This is a genomic window from Paludibacterium sp. (genome assembly GCF_019232825.1).
GTDB lineage: Bacteria > Pseudomonadota > Gammaproteobacteria > Burkholderiales > Chromobacteriaceae > Paludibacterium.
The window spans coordinates 15,922-39,825 of record NZ_JAFAND010000122.1; the positions used below are offsets into that span (position 1 = coordinate 15,922).

Consider the following 23,904-nt stretch of genomic DNA (forward strand, 5'->3'; position numbering starts at 1 on the left):
TGATCATGGCTGCCAGCAATCCTCTTCCCTATGTTGTCTCGGAATCCGCGCGCAAGCGCCACATCATGAATACCGCGCCGCTGCGCTATTTCCTGAGCGCGGTCATGGCCGGCGGCCTGATTGCCGTGGTGTTGGTCGTCAGCCTGCTATTGGGGCAGGCGCTGCATCTGGCGGGTTCGCCGATGTATTACGCCGCGAGCGCGGGCTTCTTCGGCACGGCGCTGTGCACGATTATCGTCAGCAAGACGGAGCTCTTTACCAGTAACGTCATGTATATGGCCGTGGGGGTGTTGTCGCGCCGCGTGAGCTGGAAAGAACTGGGCAAGAGCTGGCTCTTGGTGTACGCCGGCAACTTCATCGGCGCACTGCTGTTGGCCTTGATGTACGCGCAGACCGGCGCCTTGGCGCACCTGCCCGCCGATCACCTGCTGTTCGACGTGATCGCGCATAAGACCCATGCCGACAGCTGGGCGATCTTCTGGAAAGGGGCGCTGTGCAACTGGATCATCTGCCTGGCTGTTTGGGTGCCGCTGCGCCTCTCCAACGACATGGCCAAGCTGGCGATGACCATGCTGCTGGTGTTCGTATTCTTCTTTAGCGGCTACGAACACAGTATTGCCAATATGGCCTTCTTTAGCCTGAGCTGGTTTGCCTCGTCCGGCGTGACTCCCGATTGGGCGGCGACGCTGCATAACCTGATTCCGGCGACGCTCGGCAACATCGTCGGCGGCGCGATCGGCGTGGCGGCGCTCAACTTCTATCTGGAACGCGACACGCTGGCGGAAGAGAGCACGGCGGTGCAAGGCGAGGTGGCGCTCGCCCGCTCTTAAGCGGAAGGTTGTGAGGCGGCGGATGATGTGCCATGCTTGTTGCGGTGCAACAATTTGGAGCTGCCCATGTTTGGACGATCCGCCTCACCCCCGTTGCTCAGTTTGGCCCTGCAAGGCGGGGGCGCTCATGGCGCCTTCACTTGGGGGGTCCTCGACGCCCTGCTCGAAGCGGGGTGTTTTCATTTTGACGGGTTAAGCGGCTCCAGTGCCGGCGCCATGAACGCAGTGGCGGTGGCGCATGGACTCGCCTGTGGCGGGCCGGACCAGGCCCGCGCCACCCTGGCGGATTTTTGGCAGCGTGTCGGCGTCAGCCTGCCGCCGGAGATGGTGCAACCGCTGCGCGCGCCGGACGATGTGTCGATGCCGCCTGGGTTGCAATTGGCGCTGCAGTTCACCCGCTGGTTTTCGCCTTACCAGCTCAATCCCCTCGACTACAATCCATTGCGCGCCATCATCGACGATCTGTTCGATTTCGAGCGCATCCGGGCCAGCTCCCCGGTGAAGGTCTTCGTCGCCGCCACGCGCGCCAACAGCGGACGGCTTCGCCTATTCGACAATCGCACTTTGTCGGCCGACGCGTTGTTGGCCTCCGCCTGCTTGCCCAGCCTGCAACAGGCGGTGACCATTGACGGCGAGGATTATTGGGACGGCGGATTTTCCGCCAACCCGGCCATTTTTCCTTTGATCCGTTTTTGCCGGACCAAGGATATCCTGCTGGTGCTGCTTGCCCCCATGGAGCATGGCGAAACGCCGAGGAGTGCCGAGGATATCCGCCAGCGCGTGCTTAATCTCAGTTTCAACAGCGCTTTCTTGCGCGAGATGCGCTTATTCGCGCTCTTGCGCGATATGGCCGGCGAGTCTCGTTTCTTGCGCGGCCGGCTGGAGCGGCGTCTGCTTGCCACCCGCTTTCATATGATCGAGGCGGAGGACTTGCTCTCCGAGCTCGACGCATCGAGCCAAGCGCTGGCGCATGCGCCTTTTTTGCATTGGTTGCGCGATGCTGGTCGCGGCCGCGCGCAGGCTTGGCTTGTCCGACATGGCGTGAAAGTCGGTCAATCGTCCAGCGTGGATATTCGCGCGCTGTTTTTCGCCTAGCGTGAGATGGCGCGCGGGCGCGTCATCGCGGCACGTTATTGCTGTCTATTAGACGTGCATGATATTCTTTTTGCATTTGCAAGCGCATGTGGCGCGCACGCGTGCCCGGAGAGTGAAATGGGACTGGATCAAGAACTACAGCAGATTTTGCGGCAGGAAGTCGAACTGGTTTTTCCGCGTTTTGACGCCGCCGCCGCGTGGGAATTGGGCGTGGCGTTGCGGTCGGCTGCGCAAAAGCGCGGCGCCGCCGTGGTGATCGATATTCGCCGTGGCGATGAGATTTTGTTCTACCACGCGATGCCCGGCACCACGCCGGCCAACGCCGATTGGGCTCGCCGCAAGCGCAACGTGGTCGAGATGATGCACCGTAGTTCGTATGCGGTCGGTCTGCAATGCCGTATCTCCGGCCAGACCTTGGAGCAAAAAATGGGTTTGCCGACGCGCGACTACGCTTGCCACGGCGGCGGTTTTCCGATCACGGTATCCCATACCGGCTATCTGGGGTCGATCGTGGTGTCGGGCATGCAGGAACGCGACGATCACAACATGATCGTCGAGGTGTTGTCGGAGCAGTTGGGCCGCGCCTGATTTTTCGGTTTTGCGCTCACGGCGCCGCCTCCGTCACGGAGGCGGCGCCGTTTTCCGTATTTGGCACGCGCTGCGCAAGTGCCAGCGCGAATGCCGTGACCGCTTGCCAGTCGGTGTAGTCGCGTACCGTGTCGGGGTGGGTCGGCCCGCCGGTCAGCGCCATGATAAGGCGGATGACTTGGCGGTCGAGCCAGCGGCAACGCGGGTAATCCAACTTGCCGGCGAAAGCCGTCACCTGATCGGGGCGCCAACCGATGTCATCGAGCAGGCGGCGCAGATAGGGGTTGCGCGCGGCGTCGGCGCGCTCCGGTTTCCGCGCGGTCAGATTGACGGAGAATAGCCCGCAGGGCCGTTGCTGCAGCCAGTGCTGGTGCTGGCGTAGAAAGGCGGCCACTTCAGGCCGGTGACGGCCATAACGAATGCTGGCGCCGATCAGCACCGCTGACTGCGTGGTGAGCGCCGGCGGCGCCGTCAGATCTGCCATCACGACCCTGTAACCCTTGCCGGTCAGAATCTGGCTCACATAATGACAAATAGCTTTAGTATGACCGTCAGTGGTCGAGTACAAAATGAGAATATCCATCGTTGAGCCTATTGTATGCCGGCTTGACCCATCAAGGAGCGTCTATGAACAGCAATTGGATCGACATCCGCGCCGCGCACGGCGATACCTTTTCCGCCCACTTGGCTTTGCCGCCGCTGGGCCGGGGACCCGGCATCGTGCTGGTGCAGGAAATCTGGGGAGTGAACGCGCATATTCGCGCCGTGGCGCAGCAGTACGCTTTGGCGGGCTACGTCGTGCTGGCGCCGGATATCTTCTGGCGCATCGAGCCGCATATCGAATTGAATTATGACCAGGCCGGATCGGCCCGGGCCTTCGAGTTGTACGGCCAGGTCGACACCGCGTTGGCGGCGGCGGATGTGGCGGCAACCATCGCGCATTTGCATGCCATGCCTGAGCTTGACGGCAAGGTGGCGACGCTCGGTTTCTGCCTGGGAGGGCAGCTCGCCTATCGCGGCGGCGCAGAGGGCGGCGCAGACGCCATCGTCTCCTATTATGGTGGCGGCATCGCCGAGCATTTGGACATTGCCGCCAGCATCGCTCAGCCCGCGCTGTTCCATCATGGCAGCCGCGACGCGCATATCACGCCCGAGCAGGTCGCCGCCATCAAGGCCGCCTTCGCCGGCAAAAGCAATGCCCAGTTCTTCGATTACGCCGAAGGCGAGCATGGGTTCAATTGCTGGGGGCGCCCCGCCTATCGGCAGCGCGAGGCGGCGCTGGCGCAAGGCCGGACGCTGCAGTTTTTGGCGCAACATCTCTAGGGTCTGTCCACCAAATGTTCGCGGACAGGCCCTAGTCCCTAATAAGGATCGATGGAGGGGCCGAGCCAAATGGGGTCCTGCCTGGCTGGCGCGGCGGACGATTTATCCTGTTGCGTGTTGTCCTGAAGCTTCTTCTTGATGCGCCAGACTGTCCGCAGTTTCGACACCATTTTGACAGTGCTTTGCACATGAAACGAGCAGATGAGCGTGACGGCCGGGGCGGCGGCGGGCGGTGCGTCGCTGTCTGGCATGTTCGGCTCCTGCACGCTCAAGTGCGAGACCGGGCGGTTGAGGTGCATGGCTCTGACCGGGGGGCTGGCCGGCGACATCAGCACCAGCCCCAAGGAAACCGGTAGAGCCAAATGGGATTGCAGGCGACGCATGAGGCACTCCTCGACGGATTGTCCGACGTGGGACTCGCGCGCCTGGTAATAGATTTCTGCTGGCCATGGATTTTCGGTCCGAACTGTCCTTATGGCCAGCGGGGGATATTTACCGGGGTAAGGGAACTGTCGGAACGTTGGACGGTAACGTATCGTCCAGCTCATCCGAGGTGATCAGCCGCGCCGGGATGGTGCGCACGTCAACCATGGCCGGCGTGTGAAAGTCGCTGGCGCAGGCGTCGATGTCCGCCGCCGTCGCCGCCTTGCCCGGCATGGCGTCATCCAACGGCTGTAGTTTCAGCGCCGAGAGCAACAGGCCGCCGTCGCTCAGCACGGTTGCCTGTGCCGTCGCGTAGGCGGACTGCGCGATTAAATAGTCTCGCTGCGCGCTAAAGAGCTCGTTTTCACTGTCGAGTACGTCCAGCAGCGTGCGTTGACCGATGTCGAACTGCTTACGGTAGGCATTGCGGGCTTTCTCCGTCGATAGCTGGTGTTGCAACAGCGATGTCATCTGCGCCTTGTACTTGAGTACGCTGTCCCAGGCTTGACTGATGTTTTGGCGCAGATTGCGGCAAGCCTGATCGCGCAGGTCGAATGCGGCGTTGCGCTTTTCCGCCGCCGAGCCGAGGCGCGCTTTGTCGGCCCCGCCGCGAAAGAGATTGACGGCGAAGATCACCGCCGCCGAGGAGATGTTGGTGCGTCCGGCATAGCCGTCGTAATTGTCGGTGGGGGCCTTGGACAACTGCAGGTTGACGGTCGGCGCGAAGGCGCCGCGGCGCACGTCGACCTCGGCCTGCGCCGAGTGCAGCGTAGCGATCGCGCCCAGATAGGACGGATTGTGATACACGGCGGTGCGCATCAAGGCGTCTTCCGTCGGCATCATGGCGGTCATGTCCGGCACGGTGGCCATGTCGTCCGGCGGCGCCGATCCGGTGATCCGGGTATAGCGCGCCGTGACGTCCTGCAGATTGGTGTTGTCGGTGATCAAATTGGTCTCGGCCAGCGCCAACCGACCGGCGGCCTGCTCCAGATCGACGCGGCGACCGACGCCGGCCCGAACCCGCTCCACGATCTGCCCGAGTATCCCTTTATGGATCGCGTAGTTGTTCTTGGCGATTTGTACCAATTGCCGGTAGAGCAGCACGTCCTGATAGGCTTGCACGGCCTGCAGCGCCAGACTCTCGCTGGTGTCTAGCACGCTGAAATAGCGCGCCTGGCTGTCAGCGTCGAGTTGGCGCACTTGATTGACCGTTTGCAGCCCCTGGAACAGGTTCTGCGTCACACTCGCCGTCCAGCCCCGCGTGGTGTAATGCTGCGGCACGATGCCGGATTCTGACGAGTAATCGTATTTTTGCCGATTGGACTGATAGCTGAGATCCACGCTGGGATAAAAGTCGGCGCGGCCGACGTCGGTGTCGTGTTCCGTACTGCGAAATTCGTGCAGTTTCTGCAGCACTTCCGGATTATGGGCAATCGTGCTTTCCACCGCATCGTTCACAGTCGCCGCGTGGGCGAACGGCGCCGAGAGCGCGAGCCCCACGGAGAGGGATAGCGTCAAGCGTCGGGGCAGGGTAGTCATAAGCGATTCTCTCCGTATCTAAATGTCATTTATGGTTGCGCATGATATGCGCTAATACTGGAGTAGCACCCTGTTGACCCTTTCGCTGCGGATCCATCCCAATGACCAGCTGGCCGGAGTTTTCGTCGCCCCCGCGCACCGCATGGCGCGGCCGCTACCGGCTGCCGCGCCTGGTGGCCGTGTCGCTGCTGCTATGCGGCGGGCTCTGCCTGGCGGCGATGGCCAGCACCTTGCCGTCCGCGGCGACCGTGGCGCGCTTCGGCCCCCAGGCGGAGCGGCTGTTTGTACAGTGGCGCGATCTGCTCGCCACGCTGGCCGGCCGGCCCGAGGGCGAGGCGCTCAAACGCGTCAATCTGTTCTTTAATCGCCGCATTCTGTTCGCGGAAAACAGCAATATCTGGAACCAGGCCGATTATTGGGCCACGCCGCTGGAAACCTTCGGTAAGGGGGCCGGCGACTGCAAAAGCTACGCCATCGGCAAATACGTGTCTTTGCGCCTGTTGGGCATGGCGCCGGAGAAGCTGCGGCTCGTCTACGTCAAGGCGGAAATGGGCGGACCGGCCAGCGGCCTGTTCGAGGCGCATATGGTATTGACGTACTACCCGGCGCCGACCGCCGAGCCGCTGGTGCTCGACAATCTGGTCGACAGTATTCTGCCGGCCTCGCAACGTCCCGATCTGACGCCGGTGTTCAGTTTCAATATGGAAAACATCCGTGTCGGCAATGTGCAGAGCGAGAACGTCAATCAATTGGCCCGGTGGAAACAGTTGTTGGATAAACTGAAAGCGGAAGGTTTTTCATTCTGAGAAAGCGGGCCGTGAGCACGACGAAATTTTCCCTGATCCAACGCTTGTGGATCTTGCTGCTGTTGGTGGCGACCCTGTCGATCGGCGGGGCGCTGGTTGCCAATCTGCTCAACGCGCGCCAGTACCTGGAACAGCAGCTGAGCGCGCAAAGCGCCGATACCGCGCATTCGCTGGCGCTGACGTTGACCCAATACCACGCCGACCCGGTGATGGCGCAGGCGCTGCTCAATGCCACCTTCGACCTTGGGCATTTCGCCGAGGTGCGTTGGGAGGCGGTCGACGGCCACGACGCCATCCGTCTGCGAACGCCGGCGCCGGCCGTCAGGGTGCCGGGCTGGTTCATTCGGCTCTTGCCGATCTCGCCGACGCCGGGTAGCGCGCAGGTGTTGCGCGGCTGGCTGCAAGCCGGCCACATCGTCGTGGTGGCCCAACCGACCTATGCGTACCTGTCTCTGTGGCAGGGCGCCACGCAAACGGTGCTGTGGCTCGCCGTCGTCGGCCTCTTGGCCGCCGGCCTCGGCGCCGTCGACATCCGCCGCGTGCGGCGGCAGCTGGCCGCCGTGGTGGCACAGGCGAGCGCCATCAGCGAGCAGCGCTTCTACAAGATTCCCATGCCCGGCATTCCCGAATTGGCCCAAGTGGCCGACGCCATGAATCAGATGGTCGACCGTCTGCAATCGTACCTGGAAGGTCTGCGCGACGAATTGGACCGGCTGCGGCAAAGCGTGTTGACCGACCGTAGCACGGGGCTGCCTAACCGCGAGGCGTTCGAGCAGGCCTTCAAGGCGTTGCTCGCCGGCAGCGAGGATCCGGTGAACGGGTCTTTGCTGCTCTTGCGCGTGGCCGGTCTTGCCGAGCTCAATCAGCGGCTAGGCGGCCGCCGGGTCGACGCGCTGCTCAAGCGTGTCGCCGACGACCTGCAGGCGTGTTGTCAAACGCACCAGGGATGGCTGGCCACGCGGCTGCGCGGCGCCGACTTCGCCATCCTCTGCCCCGAGTTGGCTTACGGCGCGGCGTGCGGACTGGCCGACGAATTGTGCGCGGCCTGGAATATCTATCCGGACATGGGCCTGACCGATCAGCCTGGGGTGGGACATATCGGCCTGGTCGACTTTCAAAGCGGCGACGATCCGGCGCAGACGCTGCAACGCGCCAGTCAAGCGCTGACGCTGGCCGAGGCCGGCGCGCTCGACAGCTGGCGCGCGGATACCCGTTCGAACGCGCCCGATGCCGTGGCCAACGACCACGATTGGCAGCAATTGCTGGATCTGATCTGCTGCGACGGCTCGTTGCAGCTGCGCTGGTATCCGGTGTGCCATCCCGACGGCGGCCTCAAGTGGCAGGAGGGGATGCTGTATCGGCCCGCGCGCGGCGCTTTGCCACAGCTCTCGGCGTTGCGCATCGTCTCGCATGCCCTGCGGCTGGGGCGGGTGTACCAGATTGACCTTCACACGCTGGAATTGGCCTTGAGCCTCGGCCCGCACGGACGTCTCGCCATCAACGTGTCGCCCGCCTCGCTCGCGCACGACGATTTTCTGCCTGGCGTGCTGGCGTTGTTGCGCGCGCACCCGGCGCGGCAAATCCACTTCGAATTCCATGAGACCGGCTTGGAAGAGCATTGGGACGCTTTCGTCCATTTTTGTCTCGCCGTCCGCCCGGCGGGCCATCGCGTCGCGGTGGAAATTCTGGGACACGACATGGGACTCGTGGCCAAGACGCATGAGGCCGGCATTGCCTATCTGGTGCTGGATAACGCGCTGACGCAAGGCATTCACGCCGACGAGGGGCGCGCGGCGCTGGTGCGCGGGCTCCTGCAGATGGCGTCGCTCATGGCGATGGAAATCGAGGCCAAAGGCGTCGACAGCAATGCCGACCTTGAAGCCTTGGTGGCGATCGGCGTGCATTGCCTGACGGGACCGGCCGTGCGCTGAGCGCGACGGCCGCAGCCGCAAAGAGTTTGCAGACAGGCCCTAATGTACTGTCAGTGTGTCATGACCGAGCATCTGCTGCAGCAAGGCATGATCGCTCAACGTCATCGCGCCGAGTTGAGCGAGATCGGCGTGGGATGCCGCCGGCGTTGTTGCGCCGCCTGCGCTCGGACCGAGCACCTCTCCAAGCGTCAACGCACTGTGCTGCGCCAGCGCCCCTATGGGCGGCAAGCTGGCCACCGCGGTGCTGCTGCCGTTGCCCGACGTATTGCCATAGAGGTCGGTAATGGTGGCGCCGACCGTCAGGGGGGCGCCGTTGGCAGGGGCTGTCACGGAGAAATCCGCCAAGCCGGCGCCGAGGTCGCCGCTGGTGACGACATGACTGACCGGCTGGCCGGTATTGCTCGTCAGCGTGACGGTGTCGCCCGCTTGCACGCTCGCATCCAGCGCGACCTGCACGGTGACGTGGCCATTGGGCGCGTCGGATGGTTGGATGACGCCATTGTGATCGACGATGACCACCTGAGGCGTGTGCGGCGCCTGGGTGTCCACCTGCGCCGAGGTCGATGCCGTCACCGAGGTGTTGCCCGCCGTATCGGTCAGTGTGCCGGTGACGGTCAGCGTGCCGCCGCTTGCTGGCGCGGCGACACTGACCGTTACCAGTCCCGCCAGGATTTCCGTAGCCGACACCGCGTGTGCGATCGTGCCGCCCGCGCTGGAGGTCAGCGTCAAGGTGTCGCCGGCAACGACGCTGGCGTCCAGCCCAACGTTGACCTGCGCCAGGCCGTTATGCTCGTCCGGCGTCCCGATGGTGCCGCCATGGTCGACGATGGTCAGTAGCGGCGCATCCGGCGCCACCGTATTGACCAGCGCGCTGGCGGCGGCTGGCGTCGAAACGTTGCCCGCCGCGTCGGTCACGGTGGCGGAAACCGTTAGCGTCTGGCCGGTGGCCGGCGCGGCGACGTTGAATGTGACGTGGCCGGCGGTCAGATCGGCTGCCTGGACGGTGACGCTGAGCGGGACGCCGCCGCTATTGGCCAGGGTGACGACGTCGCCCGCCCGGACCGAGCCGTCGAGCCCGACCTGCACTTGCACCTGCCCGTTATGCTCATCGCCGCTGCCGATGCCGCCAGGATGATCGAGGATGATCACGTCGGGCGTGTTCGGCGGCAGCGTCTCGACCAGCGCACTTGCCGCGCCGGGTTGCGACGTGTTGCCGGCGGCGTCGGTGATGGTGGCGGAGACGGCCAGCGTTTGGCCGTTGGCGGGGGCGGTGACGTTGAACGCGATGTGCCCGGCAACCAGATCGGCCGCTTGCACGGCATAGCTGACGGGGACGCCGGTGCTGGCCGACAAGGTGACGATGTCGCCGGCCTGAACCGAATTGTCCAGCGCCACCTGCACCACGACCTGCCCGTTATGCTCATCCGCCGCGCTGATGGCGCCGTTATGGTCGACGATGGTCACGCTGGGCGCGTTGGGCGGTACGGTGTTCACCAGCGCGCTATCGACGCCGGGCGCCGAGGTGTTGCCCAGCGCATTGGTCAGCGTGGCGGTGACCGTCAGCGTCTGCCCGGAGGGCGGGGCGGCGACCTGCATGATCACCTCGCCCGCGGCGATGTCGGCGGCCTGGACGACATAGGTGACCGGCGCGCCGTTGCCGCTGGCGAGCGTGAGGACGTCGCCGGCCACCACCGACCCATCCAGCGCCACCAGTACCCGAACTTGGCCATTGTGTTCGTTGCCGAGGCCGATTTCGCCATGGTGATCGACGATGCTGACGTCCGGCAGGTTGGGCGCGGTGGTGTTGACCACCCCCGAGGCAGCGCCAGACTGCGACTGATTGCCCAGCGCATCGGTCAGCGAGGCCGACACGGTCAGCGTTTGGCCGTTGAGCGGCGCGGTGACGGCGACGGTGGCGAGACCGGCACCGATCTCGGCTGCCGTGATGACATGGCTGAACACGTCCCCGCTGGAGCTCGTCACCGTCAGCACATCGCCGGCGCGCACCGTGCTATCCAGCGAGGCCTGCAGTTGCACCTGGCCGTTGTGCTCGTCCGCGGCGCTGATGATGCCGTTGTGGTCGACCAGCGTCAGCGTCGGCGTGTCGGGCGGCGTGGTGTTGACCACGGCGGTGGCGCCGCCTGGTAGCGAGACGTTGCCAAGTTGGTTGGTGACGGTGGCCGATACGGTCAGCGTCTGGCCGTTGGCCGGCGCGGCGACATTGAAGGTCGCCTGTCCGGCGGCGAGGTCGGACGCCTGTACGGTGTAGTTGACCGGACTGCCGGTACTGCTCGTCAGGGTGAGGGTATCGCCGGCATGCACCGAGCTATCCAGCGAAACCTGTACCTGCACCTGGCCATTATGTTCGTCGGGCGAGCTGATGACGCCGGCGTGATCGGCGATGGTGACCGTGGGCGTGGTCGGCGGTGTGGTGTTGACCACGCCTGTGCCGGATCCCGGCTGCGAGACGTTGCCAAGCTGGTTGGTGACGGTGGCCGAGATGGTCAGCGTCTGGCCGTTGGCGGGTGCTGCGACGTTGAAGGAGGCGTGGCCGGCGGTTAAATCGCCCGCCTGCACCGTGTAGCTGACCGTGCCGCCGGTGCTGGTCGTCAGGGTGAGTCTGTCGCCGGCGTGCACCGAGCCATCCAGTGAAATCTGCACTTGTACCTGGCCGTTGTGCTCGTCCGGCGAGCTGATGATGCCGCCATGGTCGACAAGGGTGACTGTCGGCGTCGTAGGCGGCGTGGTGTTGACCAGCGCGGAGGCGGTACCGGTGGAGGATGTGTTGCCGGCGGCGTCGGTCAGGGCTGCGGTAACGGTTAGGCTCTGGCCGTTGGGCGGCGCGGTGACGTTGAGGCTGACCTGACCCGCCTGAAGATCGCCGGCGGTGACGGTGTGCGTCAGATTGAGTCCGGTGTTGCTCTGCACGGTCAGCACGTCGCCGGCTTTGACCGAGCCGTCCAGCGCGACGACGACGGCTACTTGGCCATTGTGCTCGTCCGGTGTGCTGATGGTGCCGCCATGATCGGCGATGCCGATCACCGGCGTGTCGGGCGGAGTGAGATCCACCAGCGCGCTGGCGCTGCCGGCGCCGGAGGGCGTGCCGGCGGCGTTGGTGATGGTGGCGGATACCGTCAGCGTCTGACCGTCGGGCGGCGCGGTGACGCCGAGGGTCACATGGCCGGCGGCGAGGTCGGCCGCTTGAACGGTGTAATTGATCGGGCTGCCGTTACTGCTGGTTAACGTGAGGGTGTCGCCGGCATGCACCGAGCCGTCCAGCGCGACTTGCACCTGAACCTGTCCGTTGCGCTCGTCCGATTGGCCGATCAGGCCGTTATGATCGGCGATGCTGACCGTCGGGGGGTTGGGGACGCTGAGGTTGACCAAGGCGCTGGCGCTGCCGGGGCTCGATATATTGCCGGCCGCGTCGGCGACCGTGGCGGTCACGGTGAGTGTCTGGCCGTCGGGGGGCGCGGCGACGCTAAAGCCGACGTGGCCGGCGGTCAGATCGGCCGCCCGCACGGTGTAGCTGACCGGTGCGCCGGTCGTGCTCGTCAGGGTCAGAATATCCCCGGCCTTGACCGAGCTGTCGAGCGCGACCAGGACTTGCACCTGGCCGTTGTTTTCGTTGGCCGGGCCGATCTCGCCGTTGTGGTCGACGATCGTGACCGCCGGCGTGTCGGGCGGGGTGAGGACGACCAGCGCGCTGGCGCTGCCGGGGCCGGAGACGTTGCCGGCCAGGTCGGTGATGGTGGCGGACACGGTCATGGTCTGGCCGTTGGGCGGCGCGGTCACATTGAAGGCGACGTGTCCGGCGGTGAGATCGCTGGCGAGCACCGTGTGCGTCAGCGTGATGCCGCCGCTGGTCAAGGTAATGACGTCGCCGGCTTGCACCGTGCCGTCGAAAGCGACCTGCACCTGAACCTTACCGTTGGTTTCGTCGTTGGCGCCGATCTCGCCGTGGTGGTCGGTGATGGAAACCGCTGGGGTGTCGGGTGGGATGGAGTCGACCGTCACCGTGGCGCTGGCATGCGCGGTTTGCCCGGTGGCATTGGTGGACGTGGCGGTCAGGGTGTTGCTGCCTTGCGCGAGCGGCACTGTCGGCGTCAGGTGCCATGTGCCGTCGCCGGCGACGGTGGTGGCGCCGAGCACCGTGCCGGCGCTGTTGGTGACCACCACGGTCAAGCCCGGCTCGCCGGTGCCCGACAGCGTGGGTTCGGTATTGTTGGTCAAGGCGATGCCGGCGATGCTGATGCTGATGGGCGCTGGGGCCGTGGCCGGCGTGGTCGTCAGACCGTTGTCCGGCAGTTGGCCGCCGTTGTCGAGCCCGGCCAGGCCCGCGCCGTTGACGGCGCCGAGCTGATCGAGTGAATTGCCGGGCAGCGTGACGAAGGTGTGATACTGATTCTCGGCGCCGTTGCCGCCCGCCGCGAGGCCGGCGCCGGCCGGCGCCAATTGGGCGGTGGGGTCTTGACCCTGTGCCATGTTGCTCAGTACTTGCTGAATGATGGCATTGTCGTTGGCGTTCTGCTCGGCCGGCGCCGCCAGCGTGGCGCCGTCATGCGCGACCGCGTCGGCGCGCGCCGGGGCGCCGACGCGGCCTTGATCGCCGAACAGCGCGATGGTGCTGCCGTCGTCCTGCCGCAGCGTCAGCGCGGCGCTGGGGTCGAGCTGGAGTTGTTCGTCGGGACGGAGGGTATCGCCGACCTTGAGCGCGCGCACGTGCCCTTGTGCATCAATGGCATGGGCCACCCCTTGGAGAGTGACGATTTGCCCGGAGAAAGCGGTGGTTGCCATGGTCGGCTCCTGGGAGGAAAGAGATGAAATTAAATAATCGGCTACAACTGTGTTAAGTATAGATATCGCATAGTACGTGTTTTGAAATTATGCGATTTAAATTGTAAAAACTAACGCTCGCTCAATGCTTCCGCCTTGGCCCGCAAAACAGGCTTGAGCAAGTAGGACAGGATGCTTTTCTTGCCGGTCATAATGTCGACCTGCGCCACCATGCCGGGAATGATCGGTAGATGTTTGTCGCCCAGTGATCCTTGCCGGGTGCGGACCTTGACGATGTAGAACGTGTTGCCTCGCTCGTCGGCTTCGGTGTCGGCGCCGAGCGTTTCGACCACGCCGTCCATGCCGCCGTAGATGGTGTAGTCGTAGGCAGTGAATTTCACCTTGGCGGTCTGGCCGGGGCGCAGAAAAGCGATGTCGCGCGGCGAGACGCGTGTCTCGACCAGGAGCGAATCGCCGATCGGCACGATTTCCATCACATCCTTGCCAGGCTGTACCACGCCGCCGACGGTGTTGGCGTAGAGTTGCTTGATCTCGCCGCGCACCGGCGAGCGCAACTCGGATAGCTTGACCTTGTTGGCCAGTCCCTTGCTGTCGGCCGATAGACTGTCGAGCTTGGCCAGGGTGTCGGACAGCTCCGCGCTGGCCAGATTGCGGAAGCTCAGATCGACTTCGCGGATCTTGCGATTGGCTTCGACCACCGCGGCCTGCAGCCGGGCGATCTGCGCATCGGCCATATTGCGGTCGCCTTGGAAGCGCGCGACGTCGCGTTGCAGCCGCAACAGATCGACCGCCGAGACCGCGCCGCTGTCAAGCAAGGGGCGCGTCTGTTCCAGTTCGCGGTTGGTCAGCTGGTAGCTTTGTTCCGCCTGCTGGCGCCGGGCGCGCATTTCGTCCAGCTCCTGTGCGCGTTGGCTCAACTCCTGGCGGGCGATTTGCACTGTTTCGTCGTATTCCTGTTTCTTGGCGCGATACAGGCCGGTTTCCTGTTCGGCGATGTCCGGCGCCTGTTGCAAGACTTCGGCGGGCATCTCGAACGCGGTGTTTTGCGCGATGGCGCGCAAACGCGCCGCCTTGCCCAATAGCGCCAGATATTCGGCCCGGCTCGCCTGCAACGACGACACGAAGCGGGTATTGTCGATGCTCAGCAGTAATTGGCCTTTTTGTACGATTTGGCCTTCATGTACCCGTATCGTGGCCACCACGCCGCCGTCCAGACTTTGGATGTGCTGGTTTTGGCTCGACGCCACCACCTTGCCTTGACCCTTGGTCACCTCGTCGATCTGTGCCAGTGCCGACCACAAGAAGGCGACCAGGCCGAATGCGCCCATGCTCCAGACGAACAGGCGCGGCCGGGCCGGGTGCTGCTCTAGGATGATCCAGTCGGCGTCGGCGGCGAAATCGAGCGGCTCCTGCAGGTCGCGCGCGGCGGCCCAGTCCATCAATCTGTCCCACAGCGGGGCGGTTTTAGCCTGGCCGCGCGTCAGCCAAGTCCGCCAGGGAAGTAGGGCGTGCCGGCTCATGTCGGCTGCCCCTGGCCGACCTGGCCGTGCTGCAAGGCATGAATCACCTCGTCGCGCGGCCCGTCGGCCATCACGCGGCCGTTATCGACCACGATCAGGCGCTCGGCCAGTTCCAACAGCGCGGCGTGGTGTGTGGTCAGGATCAAGGTTTTTCCCGGCAGAATTTGACGCAAACTCTGTTTGATGCGCGCTTCGGCGGCGCTGTCCATGCCGCTCGTCGGTTCGTCCAGCAGCAGTATGGGCGGCGCGTTGAGGAGCGCGCGGGCGATGGTCACCGCTTTGCGCTGGCCGCCTGACAACGATTCGCCGCGTTCGCCGATGAGCATGTCGAAGCCTTGCGGGTGGCTGTTGACGAACTCGGTCAAGCCGGCCAGCTCCGCGGCCGCCTCGATGCTGGCGTCGTGACTGAAGGGGGCGCCCATGGCGATGTTCTGGCGCAAGCTGCCGTAGAACAGCATTGCTTCTTGCGGCACATAGCCGATGTGGCGCCGAAGCTCGGTCGGGTCGATTTGCTGCAGATCGATGCCGTCGATGCGCACCGCACCCTCGCTTGGCCGGTACAGTCCGAGCATCAGCCGCTGCAGCGTGGATTTGCCCGAGCCGACGCGGCCGATGATGGCGACACGCTCGCCGGCGCGGATCGTGAGCGACACGTGCTGCAGCGCCCGCGCCGGATTGTCCGGATAACTGAAACTGACTTGGCTGAACGCGATGTCGCCCTTGAAATGGGTGCGGTGAAAAAACGGCGCGCCGGGTTCGCGCTCGACCGGCAGCTTCATGAAAGTGTCGAGCGAGCCGAGTGAGATTTTGGCGTTGTGGTATTGCGTCAAGAGGGCGACCGACTGTCCCAGGGGGGCCATGGCGCGGCCGCATAGCATGACGGCGGCGATGACGCCCCCTTGGGTGACGTCGCCGCTCATGATGAGGTAGACGCCGATCACCAGCACGGCGACGCCCGCGAGCTGCTGCGCAAAACCGGCGAAATGGCAGGCCGAGGCGGCCAAGAGCTTGAGCCGGGCGCCGATCTGCGCCAGGTACTGTGTCGCTTGCTCCCAGCGGCCTTGTTGCCGGCCCTCGGCCGCCAGGATCTTGATGGTTTCCAACGCCGCCAGATTTTCCACCAGTTGCGCGTTGCGCTGCGCCGCGGCGCGTAGCGTGGCTTCGGTCAACGTTTTCATTTTCTCCTGGATCAAGAGCGCGAACAGCAGCATGACGCCGGCGCCGATCACGATCGGCAGCGCCAACAGCGGCGAAATCCACAACACCACCAACAGGAAAATCAGCACGAACGGCAGGTCGATCAGCGCGGTGATCGAGGCGGAGGCGATGAAGTCGCGGATGGTTTCGAACGCGCGCAAGTTGGCGGCGAAGGCGCCGACCGAATCGGGCTTGGCCTCCAGGCGCACGCCCAACACCCGTTCCATGATCCGAGCCGACAAGGCGACGTCGATGCGCTTGCTGGCGAGATCGAGCAGGTGGCCGCGCGCGGTTTTCATCAGCAGGTCGAAGATCAGCACCAGCGCGGTGCCGATGGCGAGCACCCACAAGGTGGCTAGCGCCAGATTCGGCACCACCCGGTCGTAGACGTTCATCGACACCAAGGGCACGGCGAGCGCGAACACATTGATCAACAGCGAGGCCAACAGCGCGTCGCGGTAAAGCGGCAGGCCGCCGTATACCGCGTGCCAGAACCAGTGGCGGCCTCGGATATCGTCCATTTCCGGCGCGCGGCGGTCGTAGTGGAAACGGGGGCGAACGAAAATGGCGATGCCGAGGTAGTGGTCGGCCAGTTGCGCGAACGACAGGGTTTCCTCGGCTTCCGGCAATTCGGAATGACTCAGACGCACGGTGCCCGTCTGGCGATCGATGGCGCGCAGGATACAGGCTCGGTCGTTCTTCAGCAGCATCACCGCCGGCAACAAGGCCTCGCGCAACATGTCCAGCGGGCAGCGCGCCACGCGCGAGGTCAAACCGATGCGCCGTGCCGAGCGGGAAAACATCGACGGCGTCAGCTGGCCTTCGCGCAGAGGAATGCCCGCCAGCAGCGATTCGCGCGTGGCGGGGATATCGAATTGCCGCGCCAGGGCGAACAGGCAGTCCAGCAACGGATCGAGCCGCGTCGCGTGCGGGGGCGGCGCGCTGAACGCTTCCTGGACGATGGGCTGAAAATGGGCCTCGGGACGCATGCTGGCGTTGCTCCTTGCGTGGAAGGATTCAATACCGCCAGTCTAGTGAAGTGTGTCTTGTGGCGAGCGCGCCTTTTGGCCGGTCATTGCGGGGGCGCGGCCGGGAGATTTTCTGCTAACGCGTAGGGGAAAAAGCCGTGCATTGCCTGCGGCGAATGCACGCTACGGGATTGGGCGGTAGTGTGCGTTCGCGAAGCAACGCACGGACATGGCGTGAGCGGATGCGTCAGAGGTCGATGACCGTGCCTGGCTTCAATTCGGCAATGTTCAGGTTCGCCGGGGCGATGCGTTTGATCTCGGACAGCGCCTGCTCGCGCTGGGCGCTACTCAGATGACTGATCCAGATCTGCACGTTGGGTGGGATGACTTCCAACAGGCCAAGCAGCACGCCGGGCGTCATATGGCCTTCGGCCTTGGCGCGTTCGGCATCGGAACTGGCGTAGGTTAGTTCGCAGATGATGTCCGAGAGCGAGGGCACATTGGCGGCCCAATGCCAGAAGGCGGGGCAGGGGCCGGAGTCGCCGGTGTAGGCCAGCGCGCGCCAGGGGCCTTCGATCACCCAGCCGATGGCGGGCGAGCGGTGTTGCGCCGGCAGCGCGGTCGCCATGCCGTCGGGCAACGGAATCGTGTCGCCGACCTCGAGACTTTGGAAGCGCAGCAGCGGCAAGCCGCCGGCGCCCGGCGTGGTCAGGTAGCCGGTCAGCGGTACGTCGGCCAACAGTCCGCTCGTCAGCTCATCGACGGTTTCCTGCTGCGTGTGCACAGTCACCCCTTGACCGCCATGCTGGGCGTGGCAAGCCAATAGCGCGGCCAAGCCGCCGACATGATCGACGTGCGCATGGGTGAGCAACACGCGCTCGATGGCGAGCAGGCTTTCCGTGGGCAGGGTTTCCACCCCGGTGCCGCAGTCGAGCAAGGTGTTGTTGTCGACCAAGTAACTGGAGGTGGCGGCCAATGTATCGGTGCCGGCCGCCGTGCCGAGTACGGAAACGATCATAGGGGATCCTGTTGTGGTGCGTGCCGTGGTTATTGTAGCCGAGTTGTGCGTGTGCCGCATGACAAAGACTTAGAAAATCCTGATTGATGCTGGCTTATGTCATGGTTTACATAAAAAACGGCGGGAGAGCCTCCCGCCGTCGGAGCGCGTATCGCCGGTAGCGTTACTCGATCTTACCCACCGGATACATATAGCGGTTGCTGTCGGCAAACGGCGTCTGGTTGTAGAACCAATTCAGCCGCGCGTTGCGGTCCTTGGCGAAGGCCTTGTCCGTCTTCAGCTTGTCGGCGAAGGCTTTGCGCAGCGCCGGGCTCTCGGCCAGCATGGCGCGGGCCATCGGCTCCATCACGTAGGCTTCGGGCGCTTCGGCCGAGGTCAGGTTGGCGTTGAAGAAGCCCCAGCTCAAGAAGGAGTCCGGGCTCGCCGGTTCCAGCAGGTCCATCGCCAGCACGCCCAGGCGCTGGTTCGGGTCGATCACCACCGAGCCCGCCGGGTAGGTCACCTTGCGGTGCTCCGGCACCGGTTTGCCGGTGATCAGCAGATGGCCTTCGTAGCCCGGAATCTTGTCTGCCGACTCGCGGTCCGGCTCGAACGGGGTGCCGAGCTTGACGTCTTCCAGACGGTAGACGGTGACGTCGTAGGTGGCCGGCGCATTCAGCGTGGTCATTTGGATGCCGTGCACCTTGAGGCGGTCGATGACTTCATGCCATTGCGCCGGCACCACGTAGCCCTTCGGGCGCGCCACCACCAGATCCGGCACGGTCTGCGGCGTGTAGGGGATCTGGTAATCCTGCGGCTGGTTGGTCCAGTGCACGATCTTGTCGCCGGTGATCGGCGACAGCGTCTTGGTGTACTTCACGCCCTTGAAGTCGACCAATTGCGGCTTGCCGTCCGGGTTTTTCCAGGTCAGCGTCACTTGCTGGTCGCGCACGGCGCGGTCCTTGGCGATGGCGGCGGCCAGGCTGTCCTTGTTGTCGCCCACGGCCTCGAAGATCGACTTGTACAGCGTGTAGTTGGCCAGCACTTGCTGACGGTACGGCTTGAGCGCGTGCAACTCGACCAGGATGCCGGGGATGCCGCGGATGTCGGCGTACTGGTTGGAGAAGCGCGCGTAATCGCTGTAGTACGGATAGTAGCCCTGGGTGATGTCCTCGTTGTCGTTCATGCTGATGCAGTCATTGGGCAAATGACCGTAATCCTTCAGCTCGGCGAACACCCGCGGCGTCATGACGTTGTTCATCCACAGCGTGCTGTTCTTGGCCCAGCCCATACCGTTGTTGCAGTAGGTGACGTCGTATTGGTAGATCACGCCGTCGGTGGAGTGGGTGTCGATGAAGAAGTCGGGGTCGTACTCGCCCAGAATGCGCGCCACGTTGCGGATTTCCGGGCTGTCGAGCTTGGTGAAGTCGCGGTTGAGGTTCAAGTTGCGCGAATCGACGCGCCAGCCGGTGTTGTCCGGGCCGTTCTGGTTGATGCGGCCGTATTTGCCGTTGCGCAGATCGCCGTCGATGTTGACCACCGGCACGAAGATCAGATTGACCTTGTCGAGCAGCGCGCTTTCGCTGCCGCCGACGGTCATGTCTCGGATCATCATCAGGCCGGCGTCCTTGCCGTTGGCTTCGCCCGGATGGATCTCGGCTTCGACGTACACGGTCGGCCGGCCGGTGGCCTTGAGGCCGGCGGCCGATTTATCCGACGACTTCGACACGATCACCATGGTGAACGGCGTGCCGGCGTCGGTGTTTTCGCCGTAGCTCGTCACCTTGATCAGGTCGGGCTTGGCGTCCTGCAGCTTATGCAGGTAAGCGAGCGTTTCGGTGTAGGTCGGCGTGTGCTGAAAGTCCGACGCCTCGATCGGCGTGACGAACGGGTCGGTCTTGGCGGCGACGAATTGTTCGCTCTTGCCGCTCCACGGAATGTCCGGCGGCAGAATGTGCTTGCGCGCCGCCGCCAGATAGGCGTTGTCGTCGACGTAGTCGGGGGCGGTGGGGACGGCGAAGGCGGGCAGACTGGCCATGAGCGAGGCCAACATGGTCAGTTGCAGGCAAACGGGTAACTTTTTCATTCCTGACTCCCTGTTTTTGTGATGTGTGGCCCAGGCGGATCGCGCCTCGGGCCGCTGGGCGGGGCGGGGGTCGCCCGCGCGCCGCATCCAGGCCGCCCAGGGTAACGCGCGGCACGATATATCAGCATGTGCTAAATAACTGAATTTTGATGGCGGTCAAATGGTGATAGTGCGAAGGATGTTTTAAAAATCTGGTTGAATGTGGAATTTACTTTTACCGCGTCGCCTTGCTTCTATTGTGGGATACTGCGCTGATTACACAAGATGGCCGGAGGGATTATGGTGAAGCGCGCTCGATTGCCTATGCGATCTGGGGGGCTCGGCTTTATTGTGTGGTGTACACGGATCGAGGGCGTAGCAGACGTATTATCAGCCTGCGGAAGGCCAATAAACGCGAGGCAGCTTTTTATGCCGCAAACAATTAAGACCCGTGGCGGGCGGATACTCATCGTTCCTCCGCCGGAGGAGGATGCCGTCATCAATGCCGGTATTGCCGCCGATCCAGACACCTTTGAGCCGACTGACGAGGAGCTGAAGACGTTACGGCCGGTGCGCGGCAGGCCGAAATCGGCCCATCCCAAACGCACCGTCACTATTCGGCTCGATGCCGATATTGCCGAAGCGTTTCAACGCGGCGGCAGCGGTTGGCAGACACGCATCAACCAAGTGCTGAAGGATTACATGCACAAGCGCTAAACGCGCGCCATCAAGCGCCGTGCCTGACGTTGCGCCGGCAGGGCGAGCGCCTGGCTGCCTTGTTGTAAGCGAATAGGCATAAAAAACCGACGCGGGTTTAGGCCCGCGCCGGTTTTTTGCATTACGGGGCGATCAGTCGCCGATCGGCTGGCGGCGCGACCAGGCCCACAGCGCCAGGCCGGCGATGATCATCGGCAGGCTCAGCCATTGGCCCATGCTGAGGTTGGCGGCCAACAGGCCCAAGAAGTCGTCCGGCTCGCGGGTGAACTCGACCAGGAAGCGGAAAGCGCCGTAACCGATCAGGAACAGCGCCGACACCGAGGCACGCGGGCGCGGCTTGCTGCTGTAGCCCCACAGGATACAGAACAGCGTCAGCCCCTCGAGCGCGAATTCGTACAGCTGCGACGGGTGGCGCGCGAGGCCGCCGTATTGGACGTAGGTGCCGACCCACTCCGGATGGGTGGCGGCCAACGCGCGGTCGGCCTGCTGCGCCTGCGGGAACAGCATGGCCCACGGCGCGTCCGGCCGGGTGACACGGCCCCACAGCTCGCCGTTGATGAAGTTGCCGACGCGGCCGGCGGCGAGGCCCAGCGGCACCAGCGGCGCGACGAAGTCGGCGATGGTCCAGAAGCTCTGCTTGTGGCGGCGGGCGAACAGCCACATCGCCAACAGCACGCCGAGGAAGCCGCCGTGGAACGACATGCCGCCTTCCCAGACGCGCAGAATGTCGAGCGGATGGCTCAGGTATTCACCTGGTTTATAAAACAGCACATAACCCAGGCGGCCGCCCAGCACCACGCCCAGCACGCCATAGAACAGCAGATCATCGAGCATTTTGCTGGTCATGAAACTGCGACCGGCGCGGATGCGGTAGTTGCCGAGCAATACGAACAACAGGAAGCCGGCCATGTACATCAGACCGTACCAATGCACGGCCAACGGACCGAGGTGGACGGCGACGGGATCGTATTGCGGATGAATGATCATTTGTCAGTTGCAGGCGTTTGCGGTAAAAGTGATGAGACTGGATTATACGGAAAGCGTTGCACAACGTCGCGTGCGATTACCCTTGCATGCGGCCTCGGGACCCGTTGCATGACCATGGCCCCGGACGCCCACCGGCGCGCGGCCCACTCGCCGCCCGTCGGTGGGCCTGATGAACGCCGTTGTCGTCGTTGAATACTGCAAGGATGCGTCATGCCCGAATATCGTTCCCGGACTTCCACCGCCGGCCGCAACATGGCCGGTGCCCGCGCGCTGTGGCGCGCCACCGGCATGAAGGATGAAGACTTTCACAAGCCGATCATCGCCATTGCCAATTCGTTTACCCAATTCGTTCCCGGCCACGTCCACCTGCATGGCATGGGCCAGCTGGTGGCGCGCGAGATCGAGCGCGCCGGCGGCGTTGCCAAGGAATTCAACACCATCGCCGTCGACGACGGCATCGCCATGGGCCATGGCGGCATGCTCTACAGCCTGCCGTCGCGCGACCTGATCGCCGATTCGGTCGAGTACATGGTCAACGCCCATTGCGCCGACGCGCTGGTGTGTATTTCCAATTGCGACAAGATCACCCCGGGCATGCTGATGGCGGCCCTGCGGCTGAACATTCCGGTGGTGTTCGTCTCCGGCGGGCCGATGGAGGCCGGCAAGGTCAACTGGCACGGCGCTTCGCGCGCGCTCGACCTGGTCGATGCGATGGTCGAGGCCGCCAATCCGGCGGTGTCGGATGAGGAAGTGGCCGAGTTGGAACGCTCCGCCTGTCCGACTTGCGGCTCCTGCTCCGGCATGTTCACCGCCAACTCGATGAACTGCCTGACCGAGGCGCTAGGGCTGTCGCTGCCGGGCAACGGTTCGCTGGTGGCGACCCATGCCGACCGCAAGGAGCTGTTCCTGCGCGCCGGGCGGCAGATTGTCGAACTTGCCAAACGCTATTATGAAAACGACGACGCGAGCGTGCTGCCGCGCGCCATCGCCTCGCGTCAGGCCTTTGCCAACGCGATGTCGCTCGACGTCGCCATGGGCGGCTCGACCAACACCGTGCTGCACCTGCTGGCGGCGGCGCACGAGGCTGGCCTCGACTTCAGCATGGCCGATATCGACGCCATCTCGCGCAAAGTGCCGTGCCTGTGCAAGGTGGCGCCGGCAACGCAGAAATACCATATGGAAGACGTGCACCGCGCCGGCGGCGTGATGGCGATCTTGGGCGAACTCGACCGCGCCGGCCTGATCGCGCGCGAGGTGCCGACCGTGCATAGCGCGACGCTGGGCGCCGCGCTCGATCTGTGGGACGTGGCGCGCGACAGCGCCGACGAGGCCGCCGGGCGCTTCTATCGCGCGGCGCCGGGCGGCATCGCCACCACGGTGGCGTTTTCACAGAGCATGCGTTACCCCGATCTTGACCTCGACCGGGCAGCGGGCTGCATCCGTCGCCGTGCCGACGCCTATAGTCAGGACGGCGGCTTGGCGGTGTTGTTCGGCAATCTGGCGCCGGACGGCTGCATCGTCAAAACCGCGGGCGTGGACGACAGTATCTTGCGTTTCGAGGGCCGCGCCCGCGTGTTCGAAAGCCAAGAAGCGGCGGTGGAAAGTATTTTGAGCGATCGCGTCGTCGCCGGCGACGTGGTGGTGATCCGTTACGAGGGTCCGAAGGGCGGGCCGGGCATGCAGGAGATGCTGTACCCGACCTCGTATCTGAAATCGAAAGGCTTGGGTAAGGCGTGCGCGCTGTTGACCGACGGCCGCTTCTCGGGCGGTACCTCGGGCTTGAGCATCGGCCACGTATCGCCGGAAGCCGCCGAGGGCGGCGCTATCGGCTTGGTCGAGGAGGGCGATCGGATCCGCATCGATATTCCGGCGCGGCGTATCGACCTGGCGGTGGACGAAGCCGTGCTCGCCGAGCGGCGGCGCGGGCGCGATGCGGCGGGCTGGCGTCCCGCGGCGCGCGAACGGGCGGTCAGCCCGGCGTTGCGCGCCTACGCGGCCATGACCACTTCGGCGTCGACGGGCGCGGTACGGGATGTCAGCCAAGTGGAAAAGCGTTAAAGTACGCCCGTCGCGCGCAGAGCCAACCGGTCCGAGCTCACGCGGGCCGGTTTTTTATTGTTG

Annotated in this window: 18 protein-coding genes; 9 read left to right on the forward strand and 9 right to left on the reverse strand. The window is 64.3% G+C overall.

The annotated features are described in order from the left end of the window. Positions 1–5 precede the first annotated feature (5 nt). From JOZ06_RS15980 to JOZ06_RS15990, 3 genes are all read left to right on the forward strand, one after another. Positions 6–830, forward strand: a complete 825-nt coding sequence (locus tag JOZ06_RS15980) for a formate/nitrite transporter family protein (protein WP_293234195.1) — start codon at positions 6–8, stop codon at positions 828–830. 66 nt (positions 831–896) lie between these two features. Beyond that, positions 897–1,925, forward strand: coding sequence for a patatin-like phospholipase family protein (locus JOZ06_RS15985; protein ID WP_293234197.1), 1,029 nt, complete (start codon positions 897–899; stop codon positions 1,923–1,925). Between the two features lie 117 nt (positions 1,926–2,042). Beyond that, a complete protein-coding gene (locus JOZ06_RS15990) occupies positions 2,043–2,513 on the forward strand; it encodes a heme-degrading domain-containing protein (RefSeq protein ID WP_293234199.1) in 471 nt (156 codons plus the stop codon). Between the two features lie 16 nt (positions 2,514–2,529). Here the strand turns inward: JOZ06_RS15990 and hemG are convergent, their stop codons facing one another. Then, positions 2,530–3,096, reverse strand: a complete 567-nt coding sequence (gene hemG, locus JOZ06_RS15995) for a menaquinone-dependent protoporphyrinogen IX dehydrogenase (RefSeq protein WP_293234201.1) — start codon at positions 3,094–3,096, stop codon at positions 2,530–2,532. A gap of 44 nt (positions 3,097–3,140) precedes the next feature. Here hemG and JOZ06_RS16000 point away from each other — a divergent pair, with 44 nt between their 5' ends. Continuing rightward, complete coding sequence (locus JOZ06_RS16000; RefSeq protein WP_293234203.1) at positions 3,141–3,836, forward strand: dienelactone hydrolase family protein; 696 nt, start codon at positions 3,141–3,143, stop codon at positions 3,834–3,836. A gap of 38 nt (positions 3,837–3,874) precedes the next feature. Here JOZ06_RS16000 and JOZ06_RS16005 read toward each other — a convergent pair whose 3' ends face one another. After that, entirely contained in the window at positions 3,875–4,219 is a 345-nt protein-coding gene (locus tag JOZ06_RS16005) for a hypothetical protein (protein WP_293234205.1), read from the reverse strand. A 109-nt stretch (positions 4,220–4,328) separates the two neighbouring features. Next, on the reverse strand, positions 4,329–5,798 hold the full coding sequence (locus tag JOZ06_RS16010) for a TolC family outer membrane protein (protein ID WP_293234207.1): 1,470 nt from the start codon (positions 5,796–5,798) through the stop codon (positions 4,329–4,331). A 101-nt stretch (positions 5,799–5,899) separates the two neighbouring features. Between JOZ06_RS16010 and JOZ06_RS16015 the strand changes: the two genes are divergently transcribed. Together JOZ06_RS16015 and JOZ06_RS16020 are read left to right on the forward strand one after the other, a co-directional pair. Next, on the forward strand, positions 5,900–6,604 hold the full coding sequence (locus JOZ06_RS16015; RefSeq protein ID WP_293234209.1) for a transglutaminase-like cysteine peptidase: 705 nt from the start codon (positions 5,900–5,902) through the stop codon (positions 6,602–6,604). Positions 6,605–6,615: 11 nt separating this feature from the next. Then, on the forward strand, positions 6,616–8,535 hold the full coding sequence (locus JOZ06_RS16020) for a LapD/MoxY N-terminal periplasmic domain-containing protein (RefSeq protein WP_293234211.1): 1,920 nt from the start codon (positions 6,616–6,618) through the stop codon (positions 8,533–8,535). Positions 8,536–8,574: 39 nt separating this feature from the next. On the opposite strand, the gene JOZ06_RS16025 is transcribed toward JOZ06_RS16020, so the two are convergent. The 5 genes from JOZ06_RS16025 to JOZ06_RS16045 all read right to left on the reverse strand — a co-directional run bounded on the left by JOZ06_RS16025 (position 8,575) and on the right by JOZ06_RS16045 (position 20,100). Continuing rightward, on the reverse strand, positions 8,575–13,332 hold the full coding sequence (locus JOZ06_RS16025; RefSeq protein ID WP_293234213.1) for a retention module-containing protein: 4,758 nt from the start codon (positions 13,330–13,332) through the stop codon (positions 8,575–8,577). 110 nt (positions 13,333–13,442) lie between these two features. Beyond that, complete coding sequence (locus JOZ06_RS16030; protein ID WP_293234215.1) at positions 13,443–14,852, reverse strand: HlyD family type I secretion periplasmic adaptor subunit; 1,410 nt, start codon at positions 14,850–14,852, stop codon at positions 13,443–13,445. Further along, positions 14,849–17,038, reverse strand: coding sequence for a type I secretion system permease/ATPase (locus JOZ06_RS16035; protein ID WP_293234217.1), 2,190 nt, complete (start codon positions 17,036–17,038; stop codon positions 14,849–14,851). Before JOZ06_RS16035 ends, JOZ06_RS16030 begins: the two co-directional genes overlap by 4 nt. A gap of 226 nt (positions 17,039–17,264) precedes the next feature. Then, positions 17,265–18,035 carry an MBL fold metallo-hydrolase gene (locus tag JOZ06_RS16040; RefSeq protein WP_293234219.1) on the reverse strand — a complete coding sequence of 257 codons (771 nt, stop codon included), beginning with the start codon at positions 18,033–18,035 and terminating at the stop codon, positions 17,265–17,267. 163 nt (positions 18,036–18,198) lie between these two features. After that, the gene (locus tag JOZ06_RS16045) at positions 18,199–20,100 is read right to left on the reverse strand and encodes a M14 family metallopeptidase (RefSeq protein WP_293234221.1); all 1,902 of its coding nucleotides are present in this window, start codon (positions 20,098–20,100) and stop codon (positions 18,199–18,201) included. A 191-nt stretch (positions 20,101–20,291) separates the two neighbouring features. Here JOZ06_RS16045 and JOZ06_RS20715 point away from each other — a divergent pair, with 191 nt between their 5' ends. Then, positions 20,292–20,525, forward strand: a complete 234-nt coding sequence (locus JOZ06_RS20715; protein WP_366515101.1) for a BrnT family toxin — start codon at positions 20,292–20,294, stop codon at positions 20,523–20,525. Continuing rightward, positions 20,509–20,796, forward strand: a complete 288-nt coding sequence (locus tag JOZ06_RS16050) for a BrnA antitoxin family protein (RefSeq protein WP_293234223.1) — start codon at positions 20,509–20,511, stop codon at positions 20,794–20,796. Before JOZ06_RS20715 ends, JOZ06_RS16050 begins: the two co-directional genes overlap by 17 nt. Positions 20,797–20,928: 132 nt before the next feature. On the opposite strand, the gene lgt is transcribed toward JOZ06_RS16050, so the two are convergent. Continuing rightward, entirely contained in the window at positions 20,929–21,783 is an 855-nt protein-coding gene (gene lgt, locus JOZ06_RS16055) for a prolipoprotein diacylglyceryl transferase (protein ID WP_293234225.1), read from the reverse strand. Between the two features lie 210 nt (positions 21,784–21,993). On the opposite strand from lgt, the gene ilvD reads away from it, so the two are divergent. Beyond that, positions 21,994–23,841, forward strand: a complete 1,848-nt coding sequence (gene ilvD / locus JOZ06_RS16060; protein ID WP_293234227.1) for a dihydroxy-acid dehydratase — start codon at positions 21,994–21,996, stop codon at positions 23,839–23,841. Positions 23,842–23,904 lie beyond the last annotated feature (63 nt).

What these genes read in the sequence shown, in the direction of transcription:
- JOZ06_RS16010 (WP_293234207.1), bottom strand. Translation starts at nt 5,798, where the DNA reads ATGACTACCCTGCCCCGACGCTTGACGCTATCCCTCTCCGTGGGGCTC.
- JOZ06_RS16015 (WP_293234209.1), top strand. Translation starts at nt 5,900, where the DNA reads ATGACCAGCTGGCCGGAGTTTTCGTCGCCCCCGCGCACCGCATGGCGC.
- hemG (WP_293234201.1), bottom strand. Translation starts at nt 3,096, where the DNA reads ATGGATATTCTCATTTTGTACTCGACCACTGACGGTCATACTAAAGCT.
- JOZ06_RS15990 (WP_293234199.1), top strand. Translation starts at nt 2,043, where the DNA reads ATGGGACTGGATCAAGAACTACAGCAGATTTTGCGGCAGGAAGTCGAA.
- JOZ06_RS16050 (WP_293234223.1), top strand. Translation starts at nt 20,509, where the DNA reads ATGCCGCAAACAATTAAGACCCGTGGCGGGCGGATACTCATCGTTCCT.
- JOZ06_RS16005 (WP_293234205.1), bottom strand. Translation starts at nt 4,219, where the DNA reads ATGCGTCGCCTGCAATCCCATTTGGCTCTACCGGTTTCCTTGGGGCTG.
- lgt (WP_293234225.1), bottom strand. Translation starts at nt 21,783, where the DNA reads ATGATCATTCATCCGCAATACGATCCCGTCGCCGTCCACCTCGGTCCG.
- ilvD (WP_293234227.1), top strand. Translation starts at nt 21,994, where the DNA reads ATGCCCGAATATCGTTCCCGGACTTCCACCGCCGGCCGCAACATGGCC.
- JOZ06_RS15980 (WP_293234195.1), top strand. Translation starts at nt 6, where the DNA reads ATGGCTGCCAGCAATCCTCTTCCCTATGTTGTCTCGGAATCCGCGCGC.
- JOZ06_RS16030 (WP_293234215.1), bottom strand. Translation starts at nt 14,852, where the DNA reads ATGAGCCGGCACGCCCTACTTCCCTGGCGGACTTGGCTGACGCGCGGC.
- JOZ06_RS16000 (WP_293234203.1), top strand. Translation starts at nt 3,141, where the DNA reads ATGAACAGCAATTGGATCGACATCCGCGCCGCGCACGGCGATACCTTT.
- JOZ06_RS16040 (WP_293234219.1), bottom strand. Translation starts at nt 18,035, where the DNA reads ATGATCGTTTCCGTACTCGGCACGGCGGCCGGCACCGATACATTGGCC.
- JOZ06_RS16025 (WP_293234213.1), bottom strand. Translation starts at nt 13,332, where the DNA reads ATGGCAACCACCGCTTTCTCCGGGCAAATCGTCACTCTCCAAGGGGTG.
- JOZ06_RS16045 (WP_293234221.1), bottom strand. Translation starts at nt 20,100, where the DNA reads ATGAAAAAGTTACCCGTTTGCCTGCAACTGACCATGTTGGCCTCGCTC.
- JOZ06_RS15985 (WP_293234197.1), top strand. Translation starts at nt 897, where the DNA reads ATGTTTGGACGATCCGCCTCACCCCCGTTGCTCAGTTTGGCCCTGCAA.
- JOZ06_RS16035 (WP_293234217.1), bottom strand. Translation starts at nt 17,038, where the DNA reads ATGCGTCCCGAGGCCCATTTTCAGCCCATCGTCCAGGAAGCGTTCAGC.